The organism is Clostridiales bacterium, from assembly GCA_025757645.1.
Classification (GTDB): Bacteria; Bacillota; Clostridia; order Oscillospirales; family Oscillospiraceae; genus CAG-103.
This window is the reverse complement of sequence record CP107216.1, coordinates 327747-350785: the sequence shown is the minus strand read 5'-3', so window position 1 is coordinate 350785 and position 23039 is coordinate 327747. Positions and strand designations below refer to the sequence as shown.

Genomic DNA, 23039 nt, shown 5'->3' with positions numbered 1-23039 from the left:
CCGTGCAGCAGAGAGTTTTCACCATTGCGGAAAACGCGCCCGTCGCCCGTGACACCTACCGTTTGCAGCTCACGGGGGACACCGCCGCGATCACCGCGCCGGGGCAGTTTGTGGACATCCGGCTTGCCGGACGCTTTCTGCGCCGCCCCGTGTCGGTGTGCAGCTGGAGTGACGGCGCGCTGACGCTGTATTATAAAGTGGCGGGCGCAGGCACGGCGCAGCTGAGCACGCTGGTGCCGGGCACGGAGCTGGACCTGCTGGTCGGTCTCGGCAACGGCTTTGACACCGCACCCGCCGGTGCGCGGCCGCTGCTGGTCGGCGGCGGCGTGGGCGCGTCCCCACTGTACGGTCTGGCGCAGCAGCTCGTGGCCGAGGGGTGCAGCCCGCTGGCCGTGCTCGGCTTTCGCACGGCGGCAGAGGTGCTGCTTGCCGATGCGTTTGAAGCGCTCGGCATCCCCGTCACTGTCGTGACCGAGGACGGCACCATGGGCGCGCGCGGCTTCGTGACCGACGCGCTGCCCGAGGGCGGCACCTATGTGTATGCCTGCGGGCCGATGCCCATGCTGCAGGCGCTGTGCAGCGCGACGCCGCTCGACGGTCAGCTGAGCCTTGAGGCGCGCATGGGCTGCGGCTTCGGCGCGTGCATGGGCTGCACCTGCAAAACGACGCACGGCAGCAAGCGCGTCTGCAAGGACGGGCCCGTGTTCACAAAGGAGGAGATCGTATGGCCGCAACAGCCGTAACGCTCTGTGGGATCGAGCTGGAAAACCCCATCATCCCGGCCAGCGGCACGTTTGGCTACGGGCAGGAGTTTGCGCAGCTGTATGACATCAATATGCTCGGCACGTTCTCCTTCAAGGGGACGACGCGCGCGCCGCGCTTCGGCAACCCCACGCCGCGCATCGCCGAGTATGCCGGCGGAATGCTCAACGCGGTGGGGCTGCAGAACCCCGGCGTGGACGCGGTCATCGCGCACGAGCTGCCGGAGCTGAAAAAGGTGTTTCACAAGCCGGTCATGGCGAATGTGAGCGGCTTCAGCGTGGAAGAATATGCCGAGGTTTGCGCCAGGCTTGACGCGCAGCCGCAGGTCGGCTGGCTGGAGGTCAACATCTCCTGCCCGAACGTCCACGGCGGCGGCGCTGCCTTCGGCGCGGAGCCGTCGGCCGCGGCGGAGGTGACGCGCGCGGTGCGCGCCGTGACGAAAAAGCCAATCATCCTCAAGCTCTCGCCGACGGCGGCGGACATTGCCGCCGTTGCCAAGGCCTGTGAGGACGCGGGCGCGGACGGCGTGAGCCTCATCAACACCCTGCCGGGTATGCGCATCGACCTTGCGCGCCGCCGCCCGCTGCTGGCCAACCGGACCGGCGGCATGTCCGGCCCCGGTATGTTCCCGCTGGCCGTGCGCATGGTCTATCAGGTGTACGAGGCGGTGCACATCCCCATCGTGGGCATGGGCGGCGTGACGAGCGCGCAGGACGTTCTGGAGCTGATGCTCGCGGGCGCGACGGCGGTCGGTGTGGGCGCGGCAAACCTGGTCGAGCCGTATGCCTGCAAGCACATCATTGAAACTCTGCCGGACGCGATGGCGCGCTTCGGCATCGACAATCTCAGGGACATCATAGGAGGAGCACATCATGGGTAAGGACGTTATCATTGCGCTGGATTTTGACAGCCGGGAAAAGACGCTCGCATTTCTCGACCTCTTTCAGGACGAGAAGCCGTTTGTGAAGATCGGCATGGAGCTGTTTTATGCCGAAGGGCCGGACATCGTGCGCCAGATCCACGCGCGCGGCCACAGGATCTTTCTCGACCTCAAACTGCACGACATCCCGAACACGGTGAAAAAGGCGATGGCCGCGCTCTCGGCGCTGGATGTGGATATCATCAACCTCCACGCTGCCGGCACGAAGGCCATGATGAGCGCCGCGCTCGAGGGACTGACCCGGCCGGACGGCACGCGCCCGCTGCTCATCGCCGTGACGCAGCTGACCTCCACGGATCAGGAGCGCATGGACCGGGAGCTGCTCATCCACGCGCCGATCGACGAGGTCGTGCTGCACTATGCGCGCAATGCGCGCGATGCCGGTCTTGACGGCGTGGTCTGCTCCCCGCTGGAGGCGGGCAGCATTCATGCGCGCTGCGGCGCGGACTTTCTGACCGTGACGCCCGGCGTGCGCTTTGCCGACGGGGAGAGCGGCGACCAGAAGCGCGTCACGACGCCGGAGCGCGCCCGGGAGATCGGCTCGGACTACATCGTCGTCGGCCGCCCGATCACGCAGGCGGACGACCCCGTCGCTGCCTATCGCCGGTGCGTGGCCGCGTTCGTCGGCTGAGCGCCGGATCAGAGACTTTTTCAACAGGAGGAACTGCTATGGATATCAAACACGAAGTTGCGCGCAGCCTGCTCTCGATCGAGGCGGTGTTCCTGCGCCCGCAGGAGCCGTTCACGTGGGCCAGCGGCATCAAGAGCCCCATCTACTGCGACAACCGCCTCATCCTGACCGCGCCCGAGGCGCGTGATCTGGTCGAGCGCGCCATCGCCGAGACGGTCAGGCGCGAGTATCCGCAGGCGCAGGTGCTCATGGGCACGGCCACGGCCGGCATCGCCCACGCCGCCATCGCCGCGCATCTGCTCGGTCTGCCGATGGGCTATGTCCGCTCGAGCAGCAAGGATCACGGCCGCCAGAACCGCATCGAGGGCAAGCTCGTCCCGGGGCAGAAGGTCGTGGTCGTCGAGGATCTGATCTCCACCGGCGGCAGCGTGCTCGACGCGGTGGACGCGCTGCGTGAAGCCGGCGCGGAGGTGCTCGGCGTCGTGAGTATCTTCACCTACGGCATGAAAAAGGGCGTGGAGCGGCTCGCCGCAGCGCAGGTCAGAAACGTGAGCCTCACGGATCTGGACACCGTCGCCAGCACGGGCGCACAGGAGGGCTACATCACCGAGGACGACGTCGCGCGGCTGCTGGCCTTCCGCGAAAACCCCTCCGACGAGAGCTGGATCCAGGCAGAAAGTCAGGCGTGATATGAAGCATCTGATCGACATTATGCAGTTGACCCCGCAGGAGATCATGGAGCTCATCGACACCGCCTGCGCGATCATGGAGCACCCCGAGCAATATGCCCACAAGTGCGACGGGAAGATCCTCGCCACGCTGTTTTTCGAGCCGTCCACGCGCACGCGCCTGAGCTTCGAGAGCGCGATGCTCTCGCTCGGCGGCAAGGTGCTCGGCGTCGCCTCGGCAGAGAGCTCGTCCGCCTCCAAGGGCGAGACCGTCGCGGACACCGTGCGCGTCGTCAGCTGCTACAGCGACATCATCGCCATGCGTCATCCCAAGGAGGGCGCGCCGCTGGTCGCGTCCATGCACGCGCAGGTCCCGGTCATCAACGCGGGCGACGGCGGACACAACCACCCCACGCAGACGCTGACCGACCTCATGACCATCTACCGCGAAAAGGGTCGGCTGGACGACCTGACGATCGGCCTGTGCGGCGACCTGAAGTTCGGCCGCACGGTGCACTCGCTCGTCGCCGCTATGAGCCGCTGCACGGGCATCCGCTTCGTGCTCATCTCCCCGGAGGAGCTCAAGCTCCCGCGCTACGTGAAGGACGAGTATCTCAAAAAGCCCGGCGTCCCCTACACGCAGTCCACGTCGCTCGAGGCCGTGATGCCGGAGCTGGACGTGCTGTATATGACCCGCGTGCAGCGCGAGCGCTTTTTCAACGAGGAGGACTACCTGCGCCTGCGCGACAGCTATATCCTCACACCGGATAAGCTCGAGACCGCCAAGCCCGACATGAGCATCCTGCACCCGCTGCCGCGCGTCAACGAGATCGCCGCCGCCGTGGACAACGATCCGCGCGCCTGCTATTTCAAGCAGGTGAAAAACGGCCGCTATATCCGCATGGCGCTCATGCTCAAGCTGCTGGGCATCGACTGACGGGAGGAGAAACGTTATGCTTATTGATTCGATTCAAAACGGGATCGTCATCGACCACATCACGGCCGGCAAGGCCATGGAGCTCTACCAGATCCTCGGTCTGGACAAGCTCGCCTGCACCGTTGCCATCCTCAAAAATGTCACCAGCGGCAAGCTCGGCCGCAAGGACATCATCAAGATCGACGGCGAGATGGAGCTCGACTGGGACCTGATCGGCTATGTCGATCCGAGCATCACGGTCAACATCATCCGCGGCGGCGAGCTGCAGGAAAAGCGCACGCTCAAGCTGCCCGAGCGCATCCGCGGCGTGCTGCGGTGCAAGAATCCGCGCTGCATCACCTCGACCGAGCGCGAGCTGCCGCAGGAGTTCGTGCTCACGGATCGGGAGCGGCGCGTCTACCGCTGCCTGTACTGCGAGACCGAGGCAGGAAAGTGATCCCCCGGAAAATCTGATAAACCAAGCGGCGCGTCCGAAACCGGACGCGCCGCTTGTGCTTGCCGTCAGGCAAGCAGCCGGATGCCTTTGGTCATCAGGCTCAGCCCGAGAGCGACGATGAGGATCGTGCTGCCCTTGAGCAGATATTTGTTGTACCGCTTCGGGAGAAACGTCCCGAGCAGGCCGAACAGCAGCATAAAGACGCACGTGCCCGCGCCGAAGGCGAGCATGCTCACCGCGCCGCTTGCCCACGACCCGGACGTGGCGGCGAAGATCCACATCGACGACAGCGCGCTGCACGGCATCAGGCCGGTCAGTAGCCCGACGGCGAACGCCTTGCCCCGGAAGCGGCAGGGCCTGGTCAGCTCGGGACTGATCCGGCGCAGAAACGGCACGCCCCACATCCTGAGCCCGATGAGCACCACGAGCAGCCCGCTGACGGTCAGGAGCATAAAGGTAAGCTGCCGCCCATCTTGAGCGGCAGCTTGCTTTTTATAGAATCTACTATCCCTGATACCTTATTTTTTCAACCAGCGTTTCCTTTTTCAGATTACTGCTTAAAACGAGGGAAAGCACAATTTGTAGAATACCAACCAGAAGAATCATAACAAGAATCGGGATAAGAGGAACGTGATAAACGTTCATTCCAAAAATCCCATGATGCTTCGCATAGGAAAACAGTGCATAGCCAAGGGGCAGACCGGCAGCAAGTGCGACGCAGATGGTGCCAACCGTAAAAATCCGCCGCACTCCTGCTGGGAGCGCGGCGGAACTTTCTGGCGGATAGGGTGGGATTCGAACCCACGAGCCGCTTGCGCGACTACCTGATTTCGAGTCTTGTTCGCACTTGGCATTTCCGTGTCTGCTGTGGTCGGTGACGGCAGCTTTGGAAACGGCGAAAGCCCTTGTGCTGCAACGGATTTTGGACGCGCCGACCGGTATTGACCAGCTCCATATCAGAAAAAACCTGAGTTCAAATTGAAATGAGAAATGCCCCAAAACGACCAGCTTTTTGCACGCTGGCAAGAAAATACGCAAGAAGAAAGCCCTTGTCCGGTATGGCTTTGCGAGCGGCCTCCCGGATAAATGCAAGAAAAACCGGCTCAAAACAAATCACACGAAGCACCCTTTCGGACCGAAACACAGAAAGGAGTCTTCGTTATGAAATACGACGCCAAGGAATTCAAAAGATACCCAGAGATTATGAGCAAGGAGCAGATGCGGATCGCCTGTCACATCAGCAAACGGACGGCTCTCTATCTTCTCCAATTCAACCTGATTCCCCACACCTTCACCGGCAAGAAAACCCGCTGCTACGCCATCAAAAAGAGCGATGTGATCGCTTTTATGAACGACCGTGAGGTCAACCCGGAAAAATACATAGCGCCGAAGAACTGGTACAAATACGGAGGCGAAATAGTTCGGCCCTATAAAATTCGCATCCAACCGCCGTGCGCCAAGGACGAGAAGAAGCTCCGGCGCTACTATGAGAGCAAGCTGGCTGCGCTGCCGGATGTGATGGATGTGGCCGCCGCCGTGGACTTCACAGGCTATAACCGACGCACCGTCTGCCAATGGATTCGCGTGGGGAAGCTGAAGGCGCTGTCGCTGCTGCAGAAGTACATGATCCCCAAATGCTATCTCATCGACTGGCTCTGCTCAGACGATTACAACAACACAAACCGAAAATCCCGCCGGCATATCGATATGCTTTGGGAGGCGCAGAAATGGAGAGATTGATGCGGACATTTTCCCTTGTTTTCTCAAAAAGAGGCACAGGGGCATCATTCCCTTGGCGTCTGTTGAAAAAACGCCGATTCTGTGATACTATAATAACAATAAGCCGAGCGTTTGCTGAAGCCACCGAAAAGCCGGGAGGGAACAAAAATGAGCAGTAATTTCCTCAACGATGAAAACAAGGGCGATATCATCATTTACCAGTCTGAAAGCGGCGAGACAAAAATTGATGTCCGGTTTCAGGATGAAACTGTCTGGCTGACACAGGCACAGATGGAGGAGCTTTTCCAATCTTCCCATGCAAATGTGGTTGAGCACATCAAAAACATCTATTCCGAAGGTGAGCTGGACGAAAGTTCAACCTGTCGGAAATTCCGACAAGTTCGCCGCGAGGGAAATCGCAATGTGGAGCGCGAAAGACTATATTATAACCTGGACATGATCATCTCTCTGGGCTATCGCATCAGGTCCTCCATTGCAACGCAGTTCCGCCGCTGGGCTACCGAGCGCTTGAAGGAGTACATGATCAAGGGCTTCGCCATGGATGATGAGCGCCTGAAGAATCTCGGCGGCGGCAGCTATTGGAAGGAGCTTCTTGACCGCATCCGGGACATCCGTTCCTCCGAAAAGGTGATGTACCGTCAGGTCCTCGACCTCTACGCTACTAGCGTGGACTATGACCCCAAAAGCGCCGAGTCGGTGGCTTTTTTCAAAATGGTGCAGAACAAGCTGCACTATGCCGCCCATGGCCATACCGCCGCAGAGGTGATTTTTGAGCGAGCCGATGCCGAAAAGCCATTTATGGGGCTTACCGCATTTTCCGGGGATTTTCCCACGGCGAAGGATATTGCTGTTGCAAAGAACTATCTCTCTGCGGACGAACTGAAGATACTGAACAATCTCGTTTCCGGATATTTTGACTTTGCGGAAATTCAGGCGATGCGCCGCCGGCCCATGTGCATGAGCGATTATGTAGAGAACCTGGACCGCATCCTTGCCTCCACCGGAGAAGCCCTGCTTACCGACGGGGGAACCGTAAGCCACACGCAGGCGATGGAGCAGGCAAAGGCGGAATACAGGAAATATCAGGTGCAGAATCTTTCTCCCGTGGAGGAGGAATATTTGCAGACCATTCGCAGCATCGAGAAGGCGGCAAAAGAGGGCGAAAAACGCTGACTCTGAAATGCCTTCACAGGGAAGTGATCCTCTTTGGGCCGGTATACTGCGGGTATGGATAGGGGCTGTCGTAAATATTCACAGGAGATTGTATATGGGTAACGAACAAGCGGAGATCGATGGCCTCCGCTTGCTTTATATGTTGGCTTCTGTAATTAGTCTGGAATCGATTCCTTGATTAAAGTCGACAATGCGCTTCCTTTTTGATGGTTTATGAGCCCCACGCCAAAGATGCAGACCTACTCTGGGCATGTGGCTTATGTGCGGGATTCACCGGGATCGACAACTACATACAGAAAGAAAATAAGGGCTTATCGGCTGACAGCGCTCTACCATGCGCTGTTGACGATAGGCCCTTATTATCCTGCTGCCGGACTGGCACCGTGAGATATGGCGTTTTACGGTCAAAAGAATGCGTTTCACCGTGAAACGCATTCATGAGGAAAAAACAGATTTCTTTTTGTCTCTCTCAATATATCTCGATATCTCATGTACCGAGGTATCATAAGTTTTGCGGAAAAGATTTATTCCGGCTCTTTTACTAGATATTCAGCCAAATAGGCTGGGACACAGTTGATCCAGAAGGTATACAGCCAGTCGACCTGAATGGTTTTGGAATCCAGATAATACTTTTCAAAATAGCGCGTAATACCACACATGAAGAAACGGAGCACTTCTCTCAATTCCGGCGTTATCGCACCCGGAAAATGGTTCCATTTCAGCAGCCTTACAAGATCCTCAACGCCCTTGTTTTCTATTTCGGAGCGCAGGTCATTCTGCCCGTAATAGGATAGAGCGTTTCCGAAGCCCTTGAGGGTGCCGTTATAAAGAAAGTTGTCCTTGCAGCAAGTAAAAAACGTTTCGAGAGAGTTTCGCTTCCCATCCGTATACCACAGAGGCTCGACAGTTATCCGATAGAGATAGGCAAGCAACTCGTTTTTATCCCGAAAGTGATTGTAAAACGTCCTGCTGCTAAGACCGGAGAGCCCCACGATATCCCCGACAGAAATACTCTCAAAGGAGTTGCTCTCAAGCAATTCCCTCAAAGCCAATGCAAATCTCTCTTTTGTTGATGGCAGAGCTTTCACGGTACCCCCCCCCAGTTTCTGTTAGCATAATAAAATTTTAACACAGTTTTTGCAGAAATACAAGAAATGAACGATTTGATAACGGCTCAAAACGGGAGAATTAAATTCAGAAAAAAGGATAATTATGAACTAATACAGAAAAGTGGAAGATTGTGAATGTATTTTGCCCCATGTTTGTTTTAAAATTAACACATCAAACGTGTGAGTCATGACGCACAACAAATCAATCAGACAGGAGGTAATTGAATTGGAGACATACAAGAGCAATTACATTCAGAAAAACTACGTGGAAGGCAAGGTCATTATTATCACCGGCGCCTCCAGCGGCTTCGGCAAGCTGACTGCAAAGCGAGCCGCAGAGATGGGCGGCAAGATCGTTCTGGCGGCACGCAGCGAAGAGAAGCTGAAGGAGACCGTGGCGGAGATCAAGGCGGCGGGCGGTGAGGCCAGCTACATCGTAACAGACGTGGCGAAAAAGGACGATGTTTTCGCAATGGCTAAATTCGCGGTAGATACCTACGGCAGGATCGATGTGCTTGTTAACAACGCCGGGACGATGCCGCTGGCCTTTTTCAGTGAGCATGAGCAGGCGCTGGACAAATGGGAACAGTGCATCGACATCAGCATCAAGGGCACTATTTTTGGCATCTCCGCCGTCTATGACCAGATGATCAAGCAGGGACAGGGACAGGTGATTAATGTCTCCTCCATCTACGCCAACTTCCCCGTTGCGGGCGCAGGCGTGTATCAGGTCGCAAAGATGGGCGTGCAGTATCTGGCGGAATCTCTGCGCAGCGAGTGTCAGGGCAAAATCAAGGTCACGACCATTAAGCCCACCGGCTTTATGAAGACCAACCTTTCCAGCAGCGTGGTCGATCAGATGGCAATGATGCCCGCAGTGGCAGGCCCCCTTGAAATCCTCAGCAACTGGGTAGAAGAGACTCCGCTGCGTCCCGATTTCCATGACATCAACAGCATGACCTACAACGATCCTGATCCACAGGTCTTGGCGGACAATATTATTTATGCCATCAATCAGCCTTGGGGTGTCAGCATCGGTGATCTGACCGTGCGCGCTTCAGGCGAATCCTTTGTCATTTGATTAGGAGGTGTTTCGATGAACAGCTATAGAACCGAAAACTACATAAAAGACAAGGTCATTGTCATCACCGGCGCTTCCAGCGGTTTCGGCAAAGAGACCGCAAAGAAGGCCGCCGAGTTGGGCGGAAAGGTCGTTCTGGCCGCGCGGCGTGAGGAATTGCTCCGGGAAATTACGCAGGAGATCCGTGAAAGCGGCGGCGAGGCTTCCTACATCAAGACCGATGTTCGTGTGAAAGATCAGGTCAATGCCATGGCGAAGTTCGCCGTGGACACCTACGGACGCATTGATGTGCTGGTCAATGATGCCGGCACAATGCCGCTTGCCTATTACAGCGAACACGCAATTGCCATGGAAGCATGGGAGCAAAGCATTGCTACCGCGATCAATGGTACACTGTACGGCATCGCGGCGGTCTATGACCAGATGATTGAGCAGGGGCAGGGACATATCGTGAACATTTCCTCCATCCTCGGCAACTATCCCGTGAGCGGTTGCGGGGTCTATAATGTGACAAAGGCCGCCGTCAGAATGCTGGGCGACAGCCTGCGCGTAGAATCCCGCGGGAAAATCAAAGTTACCAACATCAAGCCCACATCCGTGGCAAATACGGGTCTGGTCTCTACAGAAGTAGATTATAATGCAGGTCTGTCCGGCATTTACGGGAAAATCATTGACGCATTTATGGGGTTGGCGATCCCCGATCGTCTTGACACGGAGAGCATCCATTGCTTTGACTTTTCTCCGTCTATTCTGGCGGACAACATCATTTACGCCATTGACCAGCCTTGGGGCGTGAATATCAGTGAGCTGACTGTCCGCGCTTCCGGTGAAGCCATGTTTGTATAAGGAGGTCACATCATGAGCCATAAATTTTTGGAGCCTATTAAAATCGGTAATCAGACCGTGAAAAACAGAGTGATGTTCCTTGCGATGGCAAAGAATATTTCTAATTTCGACGACAGCGTATCCGCAAAAGACATCGCCTATGTGGAATCGGTCGCCGCGGGCGGCGTGGGGCTTCTTGTTCCCGGCGCAATGATCGTAGACCCGGAGTGGCCTTCTGTGCTGCCCTTGCAGCCGGGCATTTATGATGACCGCTTTATCCCCGGGCTTCGCAGGCTGGTGCTTGCTGCCCATAAGTACGACGCAAAGATCCTGTTCCAGCTTTGGCATCCCGGCGCAACCAACTATTCCGGCATTGATCCGAAGACTGTGGACGAGCTGACGAAGGACGAGATCCACGCCATTCAGGACAAGTTTGTGGCCGCTGCCAAGCGTGCTATGGCCGCCGGTGCGGACGGCATCGAGTTCCAAACCTGTCATGGCTATCTGGCCTGCCAGTTCATTTCTCCTCTGTTCAATCACCGCACTGATGAGTACGGCTGGAATAAGGTAGAGGATCGCACCCGTTTTGCCACGGAGATTTTGACCCGCATCCGCAAGGTCATCGGACCGGATAAAATCATCTCCGTGAAAATGCAGGGCTTTGACTACCCCAAGAGTGAAGGTCCCAACGGCAACGACGGAATCACGCCGGAACAGGCCGCCGAGGTCGCTCCCTATCTGGAAAAGGCCGGTGCGGATATGATTGCAGTGTCCGCCGGCGGCACAATATATCATCAGGACGATATTATGTCCGGCGATGTGCATCGTGCCGAAGGCTGGAAGGTTCCTGCTGCTACCATGGTCAAGAATGCTGTTTCCGTTCCCGTAGTAGCTACCGGCAGCATCCGTCACCCGGATTTCGTGGATCAGATCATCAATGACGGCAAGTGCGACATGGTCGGCATGGGCCGCGGCATTCTGGCTGAGCGCGAATGGGTAAAGAAGTGTGCCGAAGGTCGCGAGGATGAGCTTCGCTACTGCATCTCCTGCATGAATTGCTTCAATGTCAATCCGTTCAGCTATGAGCAGACGAACTGCTCCGTGAACCCCTTTGCCCTGCGCGAAGGCTCCAAGCGCCCCATCGTTCAGGACGGGGACGGCCGTCTGGTGGCGGTCATCGGCGCAGGCCCCGCGGGCATGGAAGCTGCGGTCACGCTCAAACAGCGCGGCTTTGACGTGGTGGTGTTCGACAAACGCGATGAGATCGGCGGTAACCTCCATGTTGCAAAGAAGCCCCCCTTCAAGGGCAAATTTGAGTGGGCTATCGACTATTATAAGTCCATGGCAAAGAAGCTGAATATCACGATGAAGCTGGGGAAGGAGGTCACGGCGCAGGAGGTTCTGGCTCTCAAACCCCATTCCATTCTGGTTGCAACCGGCAGCAACGTCATTTCCATCCCACTCGAGGGGCTGGATCAGGTACAGACGGTTCAGGCGCACGACGTGCTTGCCAACGACATGCAGTTTGCAAACAAGAAGGTCGTTGTCATCGGCGGTGGCATTACCGGGCTGGAGACTGCGCTGTATATCAACCGTCAGGGCACTAATCAAGTTTCCGTGGTGGATATGCTGCCCGAATGGCCGGTGGATATGCTGGATATGCGCTATCAGAACGAAGCGCTGCTGGAGGTCCGCCACTGCAACGATCAGGGTGTTGCCCTATTTTATAATAACAAGGTTGTGAAATTTGCCGACGGCAAGCTGTTCATTGAGAGCACCAAGGACGGCGAGGTGAAGGAGCTTCCCGCAGACGTGATCGTTCTGTCCGTGGGTGTGAAGCCCAACGACGCACTGTGGCAGGAGCTGCTTGCTTCCGGCCATCCCAGCGTCTGGAAGGCGGGCGATGCCATCGCCACCGGCAAGATCAACAAGGCAGTCCTCCACGGCAGCAAGTTCGGCTACAGCCTGAACTGAAGCATAGTAAGGCGCTGTTCTTGCACACCCTTTAAAAAGATACGATAATCAACATGGCAATGCCCGGCTCCAAAACAGAGCCGGGCATTGTGCTGCATATTGCTTTACCAGCTTTTACGGTAAGCCGGGGCGACGTCGTATAAAATCTCCATATCCTTTCTGGTTTTCTCCCGATAGGAAAAAGCCCCTTTTCTCCGGCACCATTCATATTGAGCGGAGATCGCGACCTGAATCCCCAATGAAACAAGCTCAGCTGCGTTTCCCTTGTTTCGGATAATACCGGATTTCTGACAGTTCCCGATGAGCTTGACAAACCAGTCGTTGAAGACATAAACGGCGTCCATAATGCCGATGGAACGCTCCAACTCCGCTTTCAGCAACTCCAGCATAAGCTGGTAACCGCCGCGTTCAGACAGCTCCACGTAATAATTGAACAGAATCATGACCCGCTCAAAGTCATTTTCTGCGGCGATAAAGGAGGAGAAGTCTTCTTTAAACTGGTTCTGAAAGTCATTGAGAATAAAGCCGATGATCTGATCCTTATTGGAAAAAATCGAATAGAAGGTCACACGGGAGACACCGGCCTGCTCACAGATGCTGTTAACGGAGACAGACTCGTAACCCTTTTTACGAAATAATTCCATTGCCGTATCGGCAATCAAACTTGCCGTTTGGTGTTTGCCGGTCATCTTTGTCCCTTCTTTTCAAAAAATCTATGCTTACATTTTAGCATATTTGTAAAGCTGTTTCAAGCACAATGAAATTCTTCGTATGCAAAACACATACATGGTTTTTGTGACAATTTTAGAATGCTTTTCGCCGATATTGACATTTTTCGGCGATAATCTAAAATGAAAACAGCTTAGACATTTAATTAACAAATCAAGGAGGAAAAAGAGAAGTGGCACTGCTGAACTACAAGAAAGGAAAGACCGTGTCCTTTCAGGGGAAGGGAGAAAAAGCAAAACCCGTTTCCCTCGCCCAGTACATTATGCACTATGCCTACGGGGCGAGTGAGCCGACCATCCTGAAGACCGGCGATATCTTGATGCGCGGCTATGAGGGAGCGACGACGGAGGAGAAGCGGGAGTTTTATAAAAAGCTGATGGCTAAAATGGAGAACACCTCCAAGACCGGCAACTACTTTCTCCCGCATGGCATTATCCTAAGCCAAAAGGCTGCCGAAAACGTCATAGACTTTGTCTATACAGTAGAAGTCGGCGCAGGTGCGCACGTTTCCGCAGGCCCCTGTATCTGCGAGGTGGCGCTCAAGAAGTATCCGGAGGGCGTGACAGAGCCGGAGATCAAGGATCTCACACTCTATTACGGCGCGGACATCTATGAGAACCTGCCGCTCGGTCATCATCCTGTGACAAAGGAGGAGGCAAAGGAGATCCTTGCCGACATGCACAAAAAGGGCTATGTCCACAATGTCCTTTACATGTTCGGCAAAAAGTCCGGTGCGTTTGTCATGTGCAACTGTGACAGGGAGGTGTGCGCGGTCGTCAAGGGGACGCGCATCCTCGGGCCGGGGATCAACTGCGAAAAAGGCCCGGAGGTGATCAAGCGCGACAGAAGCAAATGTCTGGGCGCGCAGGAGTGCGGAATGTGCGTGAAGCGCTGCCCCTTCGGCGCAAATAAGATCAAGGACGGCATGGTCATTTTTGACAAGGAAAAGTGCATGGGATGCGAGCTGTGCGTCGCCACCTGCAAGGGCTGCGCCCGGGAGCTGGAGGAGCGCAAGGATTATGGCTATGATGAAGTAATGCATAGGGAGCTGCTGCTGGCCGGAAAGTACGGAAGACCCGAGCTGGACACGGTCACCCTTGAAGATAACAACAGGGAGGAATAAAAAATGGACTATTCAATGCTTCTCTCGCCGATGAAGATCGGCAATCTGGAAATCAAAAACCGCACGGTCATGACCGCCGCCGAGTTCAGCATGGGTCAGGCCAACGGCAAGCCCACGGAAAAGCTCATGGACTACTATGAGGAGCGGGCCAAGGGTGGCGTGGGACTGATCATCCCGGGGATCTGCCGCGTCAACGACATGTACGCGACATCTTCCTTTACCCAGCTTGCGATGAGCCATGACTACCATATCGAGCCGATGCGCGAATTCGTGGGGAGAATCCACAGGCACGGCGCGAAACTCGGCATCCAGCTGCACCACCCCGGCCGTCAGGGCTATGCCAGCAGCGTGAATTCCCTTCCGATGATCCTGCCGCTGGTGGAGAAAAAGCCGGAAATTATGGAGATGCTCTACAAGGCGACGCCTACGATGATGGCGCTGGAGGAGAAGGGAATCTGCCAGCCGGTCGCCGCCCCGTCCGTTTGTGAGCGCAGCTATCATGTCCCAAGCCCGATGCGCGCGATGACAAAGTTCGAGGTCAAGAGAACGATTCAGGATTTCATCGACGCAGCGGTCCGCTGCAAAAAGGCAGGCGTTGACCTCGTGGAGCTGCACGCGGCCCACGGCTATCTGATCCAGCAGTTCCTTTCCCCAAACACCAATCACCGCAAGGATGAGTACGGCGGGAGCTTTGATAACCGCCTGCGCTTTATCAGCGAAATCATCACCGGCATTAAGGCCGCCTGCGGAAAGGACTATCCGCTGATGGTGCGCCTGTCTGCCGACGAGATGTATGACCGGATCGGTAAGCCCGGAAAGGGCTATGATCTGGAGGAAGGAAAGCGGATCGCAAAACGGCTGGAAGAGCTGGGTGTTGACGCGATCAACGTATCCTCCGCCTGCTATGATACTTACAATTATTGGCTTGAGCCCACGTCCTTTGAGCCGGGCTGGCGGGCCTATCTGGCAAAGGCGATCAAGGAGACCGTCAAAATCCCTGTGTGCGCGGCCAACTTCATGCGCTCTCCCGATCAGGCGGAGCGGCAGCTTGAGGAGGGAGTGCAGGACTTTATCGGCTCCGCCCGCACCTTTATCTGCGACCCCTACTGGGTGAAGAAGACGGAGGAGGGACGCACCAACGAGATCAAGCGCTGCATCGGCTGCCTCAACTGCATCGAGAGCTTCACCTACGGGGCATTGAGCGGAAAGAACGGCGAATGCGCGCTCAATCCCGCGGTCGGACAGGAGCGGTTTTTCGCCAACATGCCGAAGGACGGCGAGGGGCGCAGGGTCGTTGTTGTCGGTGCAGGCCCCGCCGGTTTGATGGCGGCGGAGATCATGGCGAGGCGCGGCTTTGCCGTGACCGTTTTTGAGAAAGAAGAGAAGGCCGGAGGACAGGTGAAGACCGCCTCGACCTGCCTGCTCAAAGGTAAGCTCTACTGGTCGATCGAAGACCTGATGGCAAACGTGGAGAAGCTCGGCGTAGAGGTAAAGCTCGGCACGGAGGCCACGGAAAAGGCCATCGCCAAACTCAAGCCCTATGCCGTCGTCATCGCGACGGGCGGCGTCCCGGTAAGACCGCGCTCAATCAAGGGCATCGACCTGCCCAATGTCTGCACTGCGCCGGAGATCATTATGGGTGAGAAGAAGATCAGCGGCAAGATCGTCGCGGTGATCGGCAGCGGCATGACGGGGCTTGAAACAACGGAGATCCTCAACGAGAGCGGAAACCATGTGGTCGTCGTTGAGATGGCGGAGGAGATCGCACCGGGTACTTGGTTCCAGCTGAAGGATGACGAGCTGAGCCGGATTCAGAAATACGACACGGAGTTTATGCCGGGCAAGCGCCTGATGAAGATTACGGAGGACAGCGTGATCCTCGAGGACGTCAGAACCAGTATGCTGACCACGGTGACGGTTGACGAGGTCGTCTTGTCTCTGGGCGTCCGCCCGGTAAACGCGCTGGCAAAGGCGCTTGAAAATCAGTACCCGTATGTGGTAACGGTCGGAGACGCGTGCAAGAGCGGGAGGATCGCGGATGCGGTACACAGCGCGTATGACGCGGTCATGCGCATTAAGTAAGGAAAGAGGGGTTTGAAATGAAGAAAACATATAAGGCGCTTCTCTGCGGCGCGGCGGCTGTCGCGGCGGTCGGTATCGCATACGCAATGGACGAGCGCTTCTTTGAAAAGGCAAAGGATAAGCTTACGGTATTCAAGTGCCGCGCGAACAGCAAAATCATGGAGCAGGCGCTCCCGCTTACGGACGCCATGTTCCCCGGCCCGAAGGTGGTAAGCGGAGCGGACAGCGCAAAGAAGATCCCGGAGGTACTCAAAGAGCTGAACGTGAACAAGGTCATGATCGTGACCGGCCCAACCGTCGGCAGAACCATTGTCCCGCCCATCGCGGAAAATCTTGAGCGCCATGGTATTGGCTACACGATCTATGATCAGGTGGAGGCAAACCCCTCGGTGAAGACGGTGGAGGCGATCCGTGCGCAGTATCTGGAAAACGGCTGCGACGGCTTCCTCGCGATCGGGGGCGGCTCCCCCATGGACGCCGCCAAGGCGGCAGCGGCGCGCGTTGCCAAGCCCAATACGCCGATCGGGAAGATGGCGGGCCTGATGAAGGTCATGATAAAGGTCGCTCCGATCGTTGCCGTCCCCACCACGTCCGGCACGGGCAGCGAGGTCACAATGGGCGCTGTGATCTCCGATCATGACGAGCGCCACAAGTACGCGATCATGGATCCCAACCTCGTCCCCAAATATGCCGTTCTCGACCCGAAGCTGACGGTGTCCATGCCGAAATTCGTCACCGCGACGACGGGTATCGACGCGCTGACCCATGCGGTAGAGAGCTATGTCACGTGGGCGTATAACAACAACGCCAGCAACCGCAATGCGGAGGAAGCGGTGGTAAAGATATTCAGAAATCTCAAGCGCGCCTATGAGGACGGGAACGATCTGGAGGCCCGCGAGGCCATGCTCATCGCCTCCTATAAGGCAGGGCTTGCCTTCAACCACACCGGCGTCGGGTATGTTCACGCGATTGCCCACGCAATGGGCGGCATCTATAACACCGCGCACGGGCTCGCGAACGCGGTCATCATGCCGATTGTTCTGGAGGACTACGGCACGGCAGTCCATCCCCAGCTTGCGCATCTTGCGGAGATTACCGGCGTGAAGACGACCGGCAGCGACGCAGAGAAGGCAAACGCCTTTATTGCTGCGATCCGTCAGATGAACAGGGAGATGGGGCTTCCCACGGGCTTTGACTTCATCGAGCAGAAGGACTTCCCGCAGATCATCAAGTGGGCGCTGGCAGAGGGCAACGGAACCTATCCCGTGCCGGTAATCTACAATGAGGCGCGCATGAGGCATGTCCTCAACCGCATCGTTCTGGAAGCCTGAACATGCACGAGCTGGGTCTGATTATAGACGTCGTCGAGAAGGTTGACCGGATCGCCGAAGAACAGAACCTTAAGAAAATTGATAAGGTGGTTCTTCAGGTGGGCGAAGCGTTTTCCGTTGTCCCGCAGATGATGAAAGCTGTGTACAGGCGTTCCATACCGGGGACCCGGCTGGAAGGCTCCGCACTGGAGATTGAAATCATAGAAGCCTCAGCAAAGTGCCGGAACTGCGGAAGCGTCTTTAATCCCTTCACCTGCGACGCACAGTGCCCCTGTTGTCAGGAGAGCGAATATACCGTGCTCTCCGGGAAAGAGTTCTTAATTAAAGAGATACTGGCTTGTTAGCCGAAGCTCCCCGGGCAGGCCGCTCGGGGAGCTTTGCAAAAAGGAGGACAAGATTGTTATGGAAAATTATCGAGTGATAGAGATCAAGCAGAGCGTATTTGCGGACAATGATCAGGACGCAAACAGGCTCAGGCAGGAGCTGAAGGAGAACAAGACCTTCCTACTGAATTTGATGTCATCCCCAGGCAGCGGCAAGACAACAACATTGAAGCAAACGATTTCCCGCATGAAGAATAAGTACCGTATGGCGGTTATGGAGGCGGATATCGACTCGGACGTGGACGCTGCGGCTATTGCGGATACGGGGATCAGGACGATTCAGCTCCACACCGGCGGCATGTGTCACCTTGACGCCGACATGACCCGGCAGGGATTGAGAAGCATGGGAATCCAGAATGTGGATATTGCCATCCTTGAAAATGTGGGAAATCTTGTGTGCCCCGCGGAATTTGATACGGGCGCGGTAAAGAACGCCATGATCCTTTCCGTGCCTGAGGGGCATGACAAGCCGCTGAAATACCCGCTTATTTTTCAGGTCTGCGACGCACTTATCATCAACAAAATTGACGTTCTGCCATATTTTGATTTTGATTTGGAAAAGGTTATTTCTTATGCGCATATGAGAAATCCGGAGTTAAAGATATTTCCCATTTCCGCAAAGACCGGCGAAGGGGTCGACACATGGTGCGAGTGGCTCAGTCAAGAAGTGAATCTATGGAAAAGTAAATAGGAAACGAATTGATTTCTGCACTTGCTCAGTTTTGAACAAGTGCATTTTTTATTCAAGTGCAAATGCCTATTGAATCGGTTTATACTAGACACTCGTAAAAAGGTTTAATTATAAACCTTTGGAATACTGGCAGATCTGCGATGTAATTGGAATTCGGTTTACCCGTGTGGTCAAGACAGCTTTCTGGATTAAAAGACTTAGAAACACCGATTACCCAACTGTAATTGTGCTTGATTTTTTGAAGTGTTCTCAAATCTTCTCGCCCAGATTTCATAATCTTATATTCAAGGGAACCATCCTTAGGCAAGTAGGCATCTTGCCCCAAACGCTTGTCTCTGACCAGCTCAGCAAACATCCGTTTTTCCGCTTCAACCATATAGTCTTGTATAACGCCGACGGTCAAGTTCTCAAGTTTGGTACCGGGAGATGGACGGTAAACCAATCGAATCATAACTATACTTATATGTGTGGTAGCTTTTCCCCTTGGTTTCCTTTTCGATGATCTCCATTACTTTGGGCATTATCCTTGCCTCCTCAACTATCCATTATTGATAACACTTGCTTAGTAGCTGTGGATAATAGCTATATGCTATGGCTTAAATTATAAGCGAGTTTTTTTGTTTTTTTAATTCTATACCCACCAGGACAACAGATAGCACAAACGCTGAAAAATCAGCAACAGGCCCCGCTAGCAATACTCCCATAATTCCGAAACGAAGCGGGAGCAGCAGGGTAAGCGGAATCAAGAAAAAGGTCTGCCTTGTTAATGCCAACAGAGCACCTCTTAACGATTTTCCTATTGCGGTAAAAAAGCTGGAAGAAAGCAACTGCACACCATTTACCAACACCATGAAAAGATAGGTACGCATGAACAAAACAGCAAATTCAAAATACAGCTCGTCCCCGTCTCCGAATAGTGAAATGATAGATTGCGGGAAAAATTGAAATGCGATAAAAGCAATAGTGGAAACAACAAGATTCCACTTTATTGCAAGCATGTAAGCCTCCCGTACCCGATGATATTGCCTTGCTCCATAGTTGAAACCGATAATCGGCTGTGTCCCTTGCGAGATTCCTACAACAATCGCAAGGATTATGGCATTTGTTTTCATAACAATTCCGCAAGCTGCCAAGGGAATATCCGTTCCATATTTTGTTAATGCGCCGTAATAAGTCAACGAATTGTACTGAATGATTTGAATCACGGTAACTGCAATCTGGTTTGAGCTGCTGCTGATTCCCATGCTGCAAATTTTCATGCTTTCTTTGATGTCCAATAAAAACGACTCTTTTTCAAAATGGATTGTTTGGAAACGCCATAGATAACGGAGTGCGAGTATGAAGGAAAAAATTTGCCCAATAACTGTTGCCCAAGCTGCGCCGGCAATTCCCCAATCGCAAACAAAAATAAAAATGGGGTCAAGAATGGTATTGATAATAGCTCCCACAACCATGCAGACCATTGAATACTTTGGTTTTCCATCTGCTCGAATCAAATTGCTCATACCATTCGTTACAATGAGAAACGGCATTCCAATCAATGTTATGCTGGCATACTGCTTTGCATATGGAAATACATCTGTCGTTGCCCCAAATGCCTTTAGGAGCAAAGACAGAAAAGTTTCTCCAACCAGCAAATAAATAATTCCGAAAATTCCCATCAGAACAATACCATTTCCCGCTGCTTTGGCGGCAGCTTTCGGCTCTTTGCATCCAAGACAGAGGGAAACACGGGAAGCACTGCCAATTCCGACCAGTAGTGCAATGGCAAGGCAGATGGTAGAAAACGGGTAGGCAACATTGGTTGCTGCATTTCCCAAATAACCGACCCCTTGACCAATAAAAATCTGATCCACAATATTGTAGATTGAGCCGACAAGAGACGCCACAATACTGGGAACAGCAAAATTTTTCAACAGCTTTGGAATTTTTTCATAGCCCAGAGGATTTTCAGTCATTGAACTCCTCCCCCTTTTTCTCTATATGGAGTTCCGATGTGATATTTCTGCCCGCCTGTATTAAGAAATCCATAAAAAGGTTCTGCTCGGATTCGCTCATACCTTGCAATAAAAGAGCTTCTGTCTTTTCACATACCGTCTGCACCTCATCAATTACAGACAGCGCACGTTCCGTAGGATACAGCTTACACGTCCGCTTATCCTTATCATTTGGGGAACGCATAATCATTCCCTGCTTTTCTAATGCCGCAACTGTCCGTACAATATTGCTCGGATGAACATAAAACATATCCATTAAAGAATCCTGTAAAATGCCAGGCGAACGACAGATTTTAATCAAAAACATATATTGGCTGTTGTTGATTCCAAAGGGGGCAAGCTGTTTATCCAAATAGATTTTGTAAAATCGGTCTGTTACGGAAAGCCATTTTAATAGTTGCATAGATATATTCCTCCTAACCACCAGTATTATAACGCAATATGCGTGCGCACGCAACTACATTTAACATTATATCTCCCGCTTTGTCCTCCTAAACACAAATCAATTCTACATCAGTGATTATCGGAAACGTGTACGGCGTATGCTGCCCAGTGAACATCTCCACGGAACACATCGAATTTTCACGGCTTCGCAAAATGGAAAGTGTCACCTTATGAACAGCCCCTTGCCGAGAGAAAAATAAATCGCTGGAAACGGGAACGCCCCCGGCACTGTGCGTCTGGCACAGTGTCGGGGGCGTTTTTCACAAATGCAAACTATCCTCGTTTTAGCTCAATACCGACATTGCCGTCTTCATCGATCTGTAAGGTCATGTGCTTGATGTGCTTTTCATAGAATTGCCGCCGTTCAGCCGGAGACATATCAATGCGTGTATTTCTCAATGCAGCGTCAAACATATCGTTGACATTCAGGTGAACGGAGTTGTCAATCCAGCGGTACATTTCCTTGAACAAAGCGTTCTTTTTGATGTCCTCGCTATTGCCGGAATAAAAGTCATCCAGATAGCAGTAGAAGATACCGGAATCAGCAAGGGCTTCCTTCATGTCCGGTCCGCATTTCTCGCGCTCAATCATAACAAGGAAATGTGCATCTGGCAGTGACGAGATCAATCCCCAGTAATCGGAATCGCTGGACACGATAACGAAGGAATCCACATCGTTTTTATACGAAATCAATGCCGTCCGTAATGATAAGCTTGTGCCCTAACGTCAGATATCGGTTAATCTGATCCCTATACGGGGTAGTATCGAACGGCTCGTTGGATGGACCTTTCGCCTCAATATAGCCGTAAACACCAAGCGAGATGCGATCCTGTATTCTCCAGTCAGGCCGCCCCATTCTTCCTTGATTTCTCGGCTCAAGAATGATGTCGAAAGTACCTGCCGGGTTCAAGTCATGCGCTATCCTCCTAAACATTTCATGCATAGGGACGCGAAAAGAAAGCTCGGCTGTGTGCTGCCCTCCATGAAGAGCAGCTCTGTATTCGTTTTGGTAAGCCCGCAAATAAGCTCTGACGCTCGCATCAAACGGCATTTATTTCTCACCAACTTTCCGATAGCATTCGATGATACCTATACTGAAAAACCCAAAGCGACAGCTACTCGTCAATCATTTCCATAATGTCGTCAACGGTGCAATTAAGAGCCTTGCACACTTTGCATAGGACATCAGTGGTGACGTTATCCCCATGTGTCAACTTGTTCATTACATAATGACTAACGCCAGCCATTTCCTCAAGATCCTTCTTCTTTAGATCTCGGTCTATTAAGAGCTTCCATAATTTTTTATAACTCACAGTCATATAGCAAACCTCATTTACTTTATTGCTTGTGCCAATAGTATTGGGAGTGCCGCTTTTCAACATATAAATCTGTATTTTGATAATTATATCACAGCCCGCACAAAAAGTCCACATATTTCAACAAATGTTTTCGTTCGAAAACTCAATCAAGGTATAACGTCATAAGGACATACAAACCCTTCAATTTGGCAAATATTAACCTGCGTTTCTGAGGGAGTTTCTATGATGTCAAATCTGCAAATCTGTTTTTCGCACATTGGGCTTTTCCTTCGGGTTGCGCCATCATGTGGATGATGATAGAAACCCGCACGGCGGGCGCAAAAGGAGGAAGAATATGTACAACAGATTCGCAGAAAAGCGCAGGCGGTATCTGCGCGAGTACAGAGACGGCATCTACACGGGGATGCTGCTGACCGGCAAACTGGACGAGCATCTCAAGGAAATCGGCGACACTGCACAAGAAATGTTTGATCAGCTGGTCGAACAGATGAAGAAAGCCGAAGGTGTCACTGAGCGGCTGAAGACCGAGAATCAAATGGAATGGGTGGGACGGATGAACAGCATCTGCAGCCGTGCGGAGGAAGTTGTCCTTTCTGAGCTGGTTTATTGCTGAGGTGTGGTGATGTTCAAGTATAGAAGAAATCGAGTGTTAGCACTCTGCGCC

General features: G+C 53.7%; 26 protein-coding genes and 1 pseudogene. 17 read left to right on the top strand and 10 right to left on the bottom strand.

Annotated elements, in window-relative coordinates:
• The first annotated feature begins 2 nt into the window (after window positions 1–2).
• From OGM61_01700 to OGM61_01675, 6 genes are read left to right on the top strand one after another with little or no spacing between them, the layout of a single operon-like run.
• On the top strand, window positions 3–743 hold the full coding sequence (locus OGM61_01700) for a dihydroorotate dehydrogenase electron transfer subunit (protein UYI84804.1): 741 nt from the start codon (window positions 3–5) through the stop codon (window positions 741–743).
• Window positions 725–1642, top strand: coding sequence for a dihydroorotate dehydrogenase (locus OGM61_01695; protein UYI84803.1), 918 nt, complete (start codon window positions 725–727; stop codon window positions 1640–1642). The genes OGM61_01700 and OGM61_01695 overlap by 19 nt, the downstream gene beginning before the upstream one ends.
• Window positions 1635–2333 carry an orotidine-5'-phosphate decarboxylase gene (pyrF, locus tag OGM61_01690; GenBank protein UYI84802.1) on the top strand — a complete coding sequence of 233 codons (699 nt, stop codon included), beginning with the start codon at window positions 1635–1637 and terminating at the stop codon, window positions 2331–2333. The genes OGM61_01695 and pyrF overlap by 8 nt, the downstream gene beginning before the upstream one ends.
• A gap of 44 nt (window positions 2334–2377) precedes the next feature.
• The gene (gene pyrE / locus OGM61_01685; GenBank protein ID UYI85554.1) at window positions 2378–3022 is read left to right on the top strand and encodes an orotate phosphoribosyltransferase; all 645 of its coding nucleotides are present in this window, start codon (window positions 2378–2380) and stop codon (window positions 3020–3022) included.
• A 1-nt stretch (window position 3023) separates the two neighbouring features.
• The gene (gene pyrB, locus OGM61_01680) at window positions 3024–3938 is read left to right on the top strand and encodes an aspartate carbamoyltransferase (protein UYI84801.1); all 915 of its coding nucleotides are present in this window, start codon (window positions 3024–3026) and stop codon (window positions 3936–3938) included.
• A gap of 16 nt (window positions 3939–3954) precedes the next feature.
• Complete coding sequence (locus OGM61_01675; protein UYI84800.1) at window positions 3955–4374, top strand: aspartate carbamoyltransferase regulatory subunit; 420 nt, start codon at window positions 3955–3957, stop codon at window positions 4372–4374.
• A 65-nt stretch (window positions 4375–4439) separates the two neighbouring features.
• On the opposite strand, the gene OGM61_01670 is transcribed toward OGM61_01675, so the two are convergent.
• The gene (locus tag OGM61_01670) at window positions 4440–4826 is read right to left on the bottom strand and encodes a sulfite exporter TauE/SafE family protein (GenBank protein ID UYI84799.1); all 387 of its coding nucleotides are present in this window, start codon (window positions 4824–4826) and stop codon (window positions 4440–4442) included.
• 52 nt (window positions 4827–4878) lie between these two features.
• On the bottom strand, window positions 4879–5412 hold the full coding sequence (locus OGM61_01665) for a hypothetical protein (protein ID UYI84798.1): 534 nt from the start codon (window positions 5410–5412) through the stop codon (window positions 4879–4881).
• A 123-nt stretch (window positions 5413–5535) separates the two neighbouring features.
• Between OGM61_01665 and OGM61_01660 the strand changes: the two genes are divergently transcribed.
• Window positions 5536–6114, top strand: coding sequence for a hypothetical protein (locus OGM61_01660; protein UYI84797.1), 579 nt, complete (start codon window positions 5536–5538; stop codon window positions 6112–6114).
• Window positions 6115–6261: 147 nt separating this feature from the next.
• On the top strand, window positions 6262–7287 hold the full coding sequence (locus OGM61_01655) for a virulence RhuM family protein (protein ID UYI84796.1): 1026 nt from the start codon (window positions 6262–6264) through the stop codon (window positions 7285–7287).
• A 524-nt stretch (window positions 7288–7811) separates the two neighbouring features.
• On the opposite strand, the gene OGM61_01650 is transcribed toward OGM61_01655, so the two are convergent.
• Window positions 7812–8375: a TetR family transcriptional regulator gene (locus OGM61_01650; protein UYI84795.1), complete on the bottom strand. Its 564-nt coding sequence runs from the start codon at window positions 8373–8375 to the stop codon at window positions 7812–7814.
• Between the two features lie 247 nt (window positions 8376–8622).
• Between OGM61_01650 and OGM61_01645 the strand changes: the two genes are divergently transcribed.
• Genes OGM61_01645 through OGM61_01635 form a run of 3 tightly spaced genes read left to right on the top strand, consistent with a single transcriptional unit; the run spans window position 8623 to window position 12276 of the window.
• On the top strand, window positions 8623–9477 hold the full coding sequence (locus OGM61_01645; protein UYI84794.1) for an SDR family oxidoreductase: 855 nt from the start codon (window positions 8623–8625) through the stop codon (window positions 9475–9477).
• A 15-nt stretch (window positions 9478–9492) separates the two neighbouring features.
• Entirely contained in the window at window positions 9493–10323 is an 831-nt protein-coding gene (locus OGM61_01640) for an SDR family oxidoreductase (protein ID UYI84793.1), read from the top strand.
• Between the two features lie 12 nt (window positions 10324–10335).
• Window positions 10336–12276, top strand: coding sequence for an NAD(P)/FAD-dependent oxidoreductase (locus tag OGM61_01635; protein UYI84792.1), 1941 nt, complete (start codon window positions 10336–10338; stop codon window positions 12274–12276).
• Between the two features lie 104 nt (window positions 12277–12380).
• Here OGM61_01635 and OGM61_01630 read toward each other — a convergent pair whose 3' ends face one another.
• On the bottom strand, window positions 12381–12965 hold the full coding sequence (locus OGM61_01630; protein UYI84791.1) for a TetR/AcrR family transcriptional regulator: 585 nt from the start codon (window positions 12963–12965) through the stop codon (window positions 12381–12383).
• 212 nt (window positions 12966–13177) lie between these two features.
• On the opposite strand from OGM61_01630, the gene OGM61_01625 reads away from it, so the two are divergent.
• Genes OGM61_01625 through hypB form a run of 5 tightly spaced genes read left to right on the top strand, consistent with a single transcriptional unit; the run spans window position 13178 to window position 18615 of the window.
• Window positions 13178–14128 (top strand): hypothetical protein, encoded by a 951-nt coding sequence (locus OGM61_01625; protein ID UYI84790.1) that lies wholly within the window; start codon window positions 13178–13180, stop codon window positions 14126–14128.
• Window positions 14129–14131: 3 nt separating this feature from the next.
• Window positions 14132–16210 carry an NAD(P)/FAD-dependent oxidoreductase gene (locus OGM61_01620; GenBank protein ID UYI84789.1) on the top strand — a complete coding sequence of 693 codons (2079 nt, stop codon included), beginning with the start codon at window positions 14132–14134 and terminating at the stop codon, window positions 16208–16210.
• 17 nt (window positions 16211–16227) lie between these two features.
• Window positions 16228–17541, top strand: coding sequence for an iron-containing alcohol dehydrogenase (locus tag OGM61_01615; GenBank protein UYI84788.1), 1314 nt, complete (start codon window positions 16228–16230; stop codon window positions 17539–17541).
• 2 nt (window positions 17542–17543) lie between these two features.
• Entirely contained in the window at window positions 17544–17885 is a 342-nt protein-coding gene (locus OGM61_01610) for a hydrogenase maturation nickel metallochaperone HypA (protein ID UYI84787.1), read from the top strand.
• Between the two features lie 58 nt (window positions 17886–17943).
• Window positions 17944–18615, top strand: coding sequence for a hydrogenase nickel incorporation protein HypB (gene hypB / locus OGM61_01605; GenBank protein UYI84786.1), 672 nt, complete (start codon window positions 17944–17946; stop codon window positions 18613–18615).
• 79 nt (window positions 18616–18694) lie between these two features.
• Here the strand turns inward: hypB and OGM61_01600 are convergent, their stop codons facing one another.
• The 6 genes and pseudogenes from OGM61_01600 to OGM61_01575 all read right to left on the bottom strand — a co-directional run bounded on the left by OGM61_01600 (window position 18695) and on the right by OGM61_01575 (window position 22375).
• Entirely contained in the window at window positions 18695–19066 is a 372-nt protein-coding gene (locus OGM61_01600; protein UYI84785.1) for a hypothetical protein, read from the bottom strand.
• 145 nt (window positions 19067–19211) lie between these two features.
• The gene (locus tag OGM61_01595; protein UYI84784.1) at window positions 19212–20573 is read right to left on the bottom strand and encodes an MATE family efflux transporter; all 1362 of its coding nucleotides are present in this window, start codon (window positions 20571–20573) and stop codon (window positions 19212–19214) included.
• Complete coding sequence (locus OGM61_01590) at window positions 20566–21015, bottom strand: MarR family transcriptional regulator (GenBank protein ID UYI84783.1); 450 nt, start codon at window positions 21013–21015, stop codon at window positions 20566–20568. The genes OGM61_01595 and OGM61_01590 overlap by 8 nt, the downstream gene beginning before the upstream one ends.
• A gap of 314 nt (window positions 21016–21329) precedes the next feature.
• Window positions 21330–21728 (bottom strand): annotated as a pseudogene (locus OGM61_01585) (hypothetical protein).
• Window positions 21729–21735: 7 nt separating this feature from the next.
• Window positions 21736–22107, bottom strand: a complete 372-nt coding sequence (locus tag OGM61_01580; protein ID UYI84782.1) for a hypothetical protein — start codon at window positions 22105–22107, stop codon at window positions 21736–21738.
• Between the two features lie 64 nt (window positions 22108–22171).
• Window positions 22172–22375 (bottom strand): helix-turn-helix transcriptional regulator, encoded by a 204-nt coding sequence (locus OGM61_01575; protein UYI84781.1) that lies wholly within the window; start codon window positions 22373–22375, stop codon window positions 22172–22174.
• Window positions 22376–22709: 334 nt separating this feature from the next.
• Between OGM61_01575 and OGM61_01570 the strand changes: the two genes are divergently transcribed.
• Window positions 22710–22988: a TnpV protein gene (locus OGM61_01570; protein UYI84780.1), complete on the top strand. Its 279-nt coding sequence runs from the start codon at window positions 22710–22712 to the stop codon at window positions 22986–22988.
• The last annotated feature ends 51 nt before the right edge of the window (window positions 22989–23039 follow it).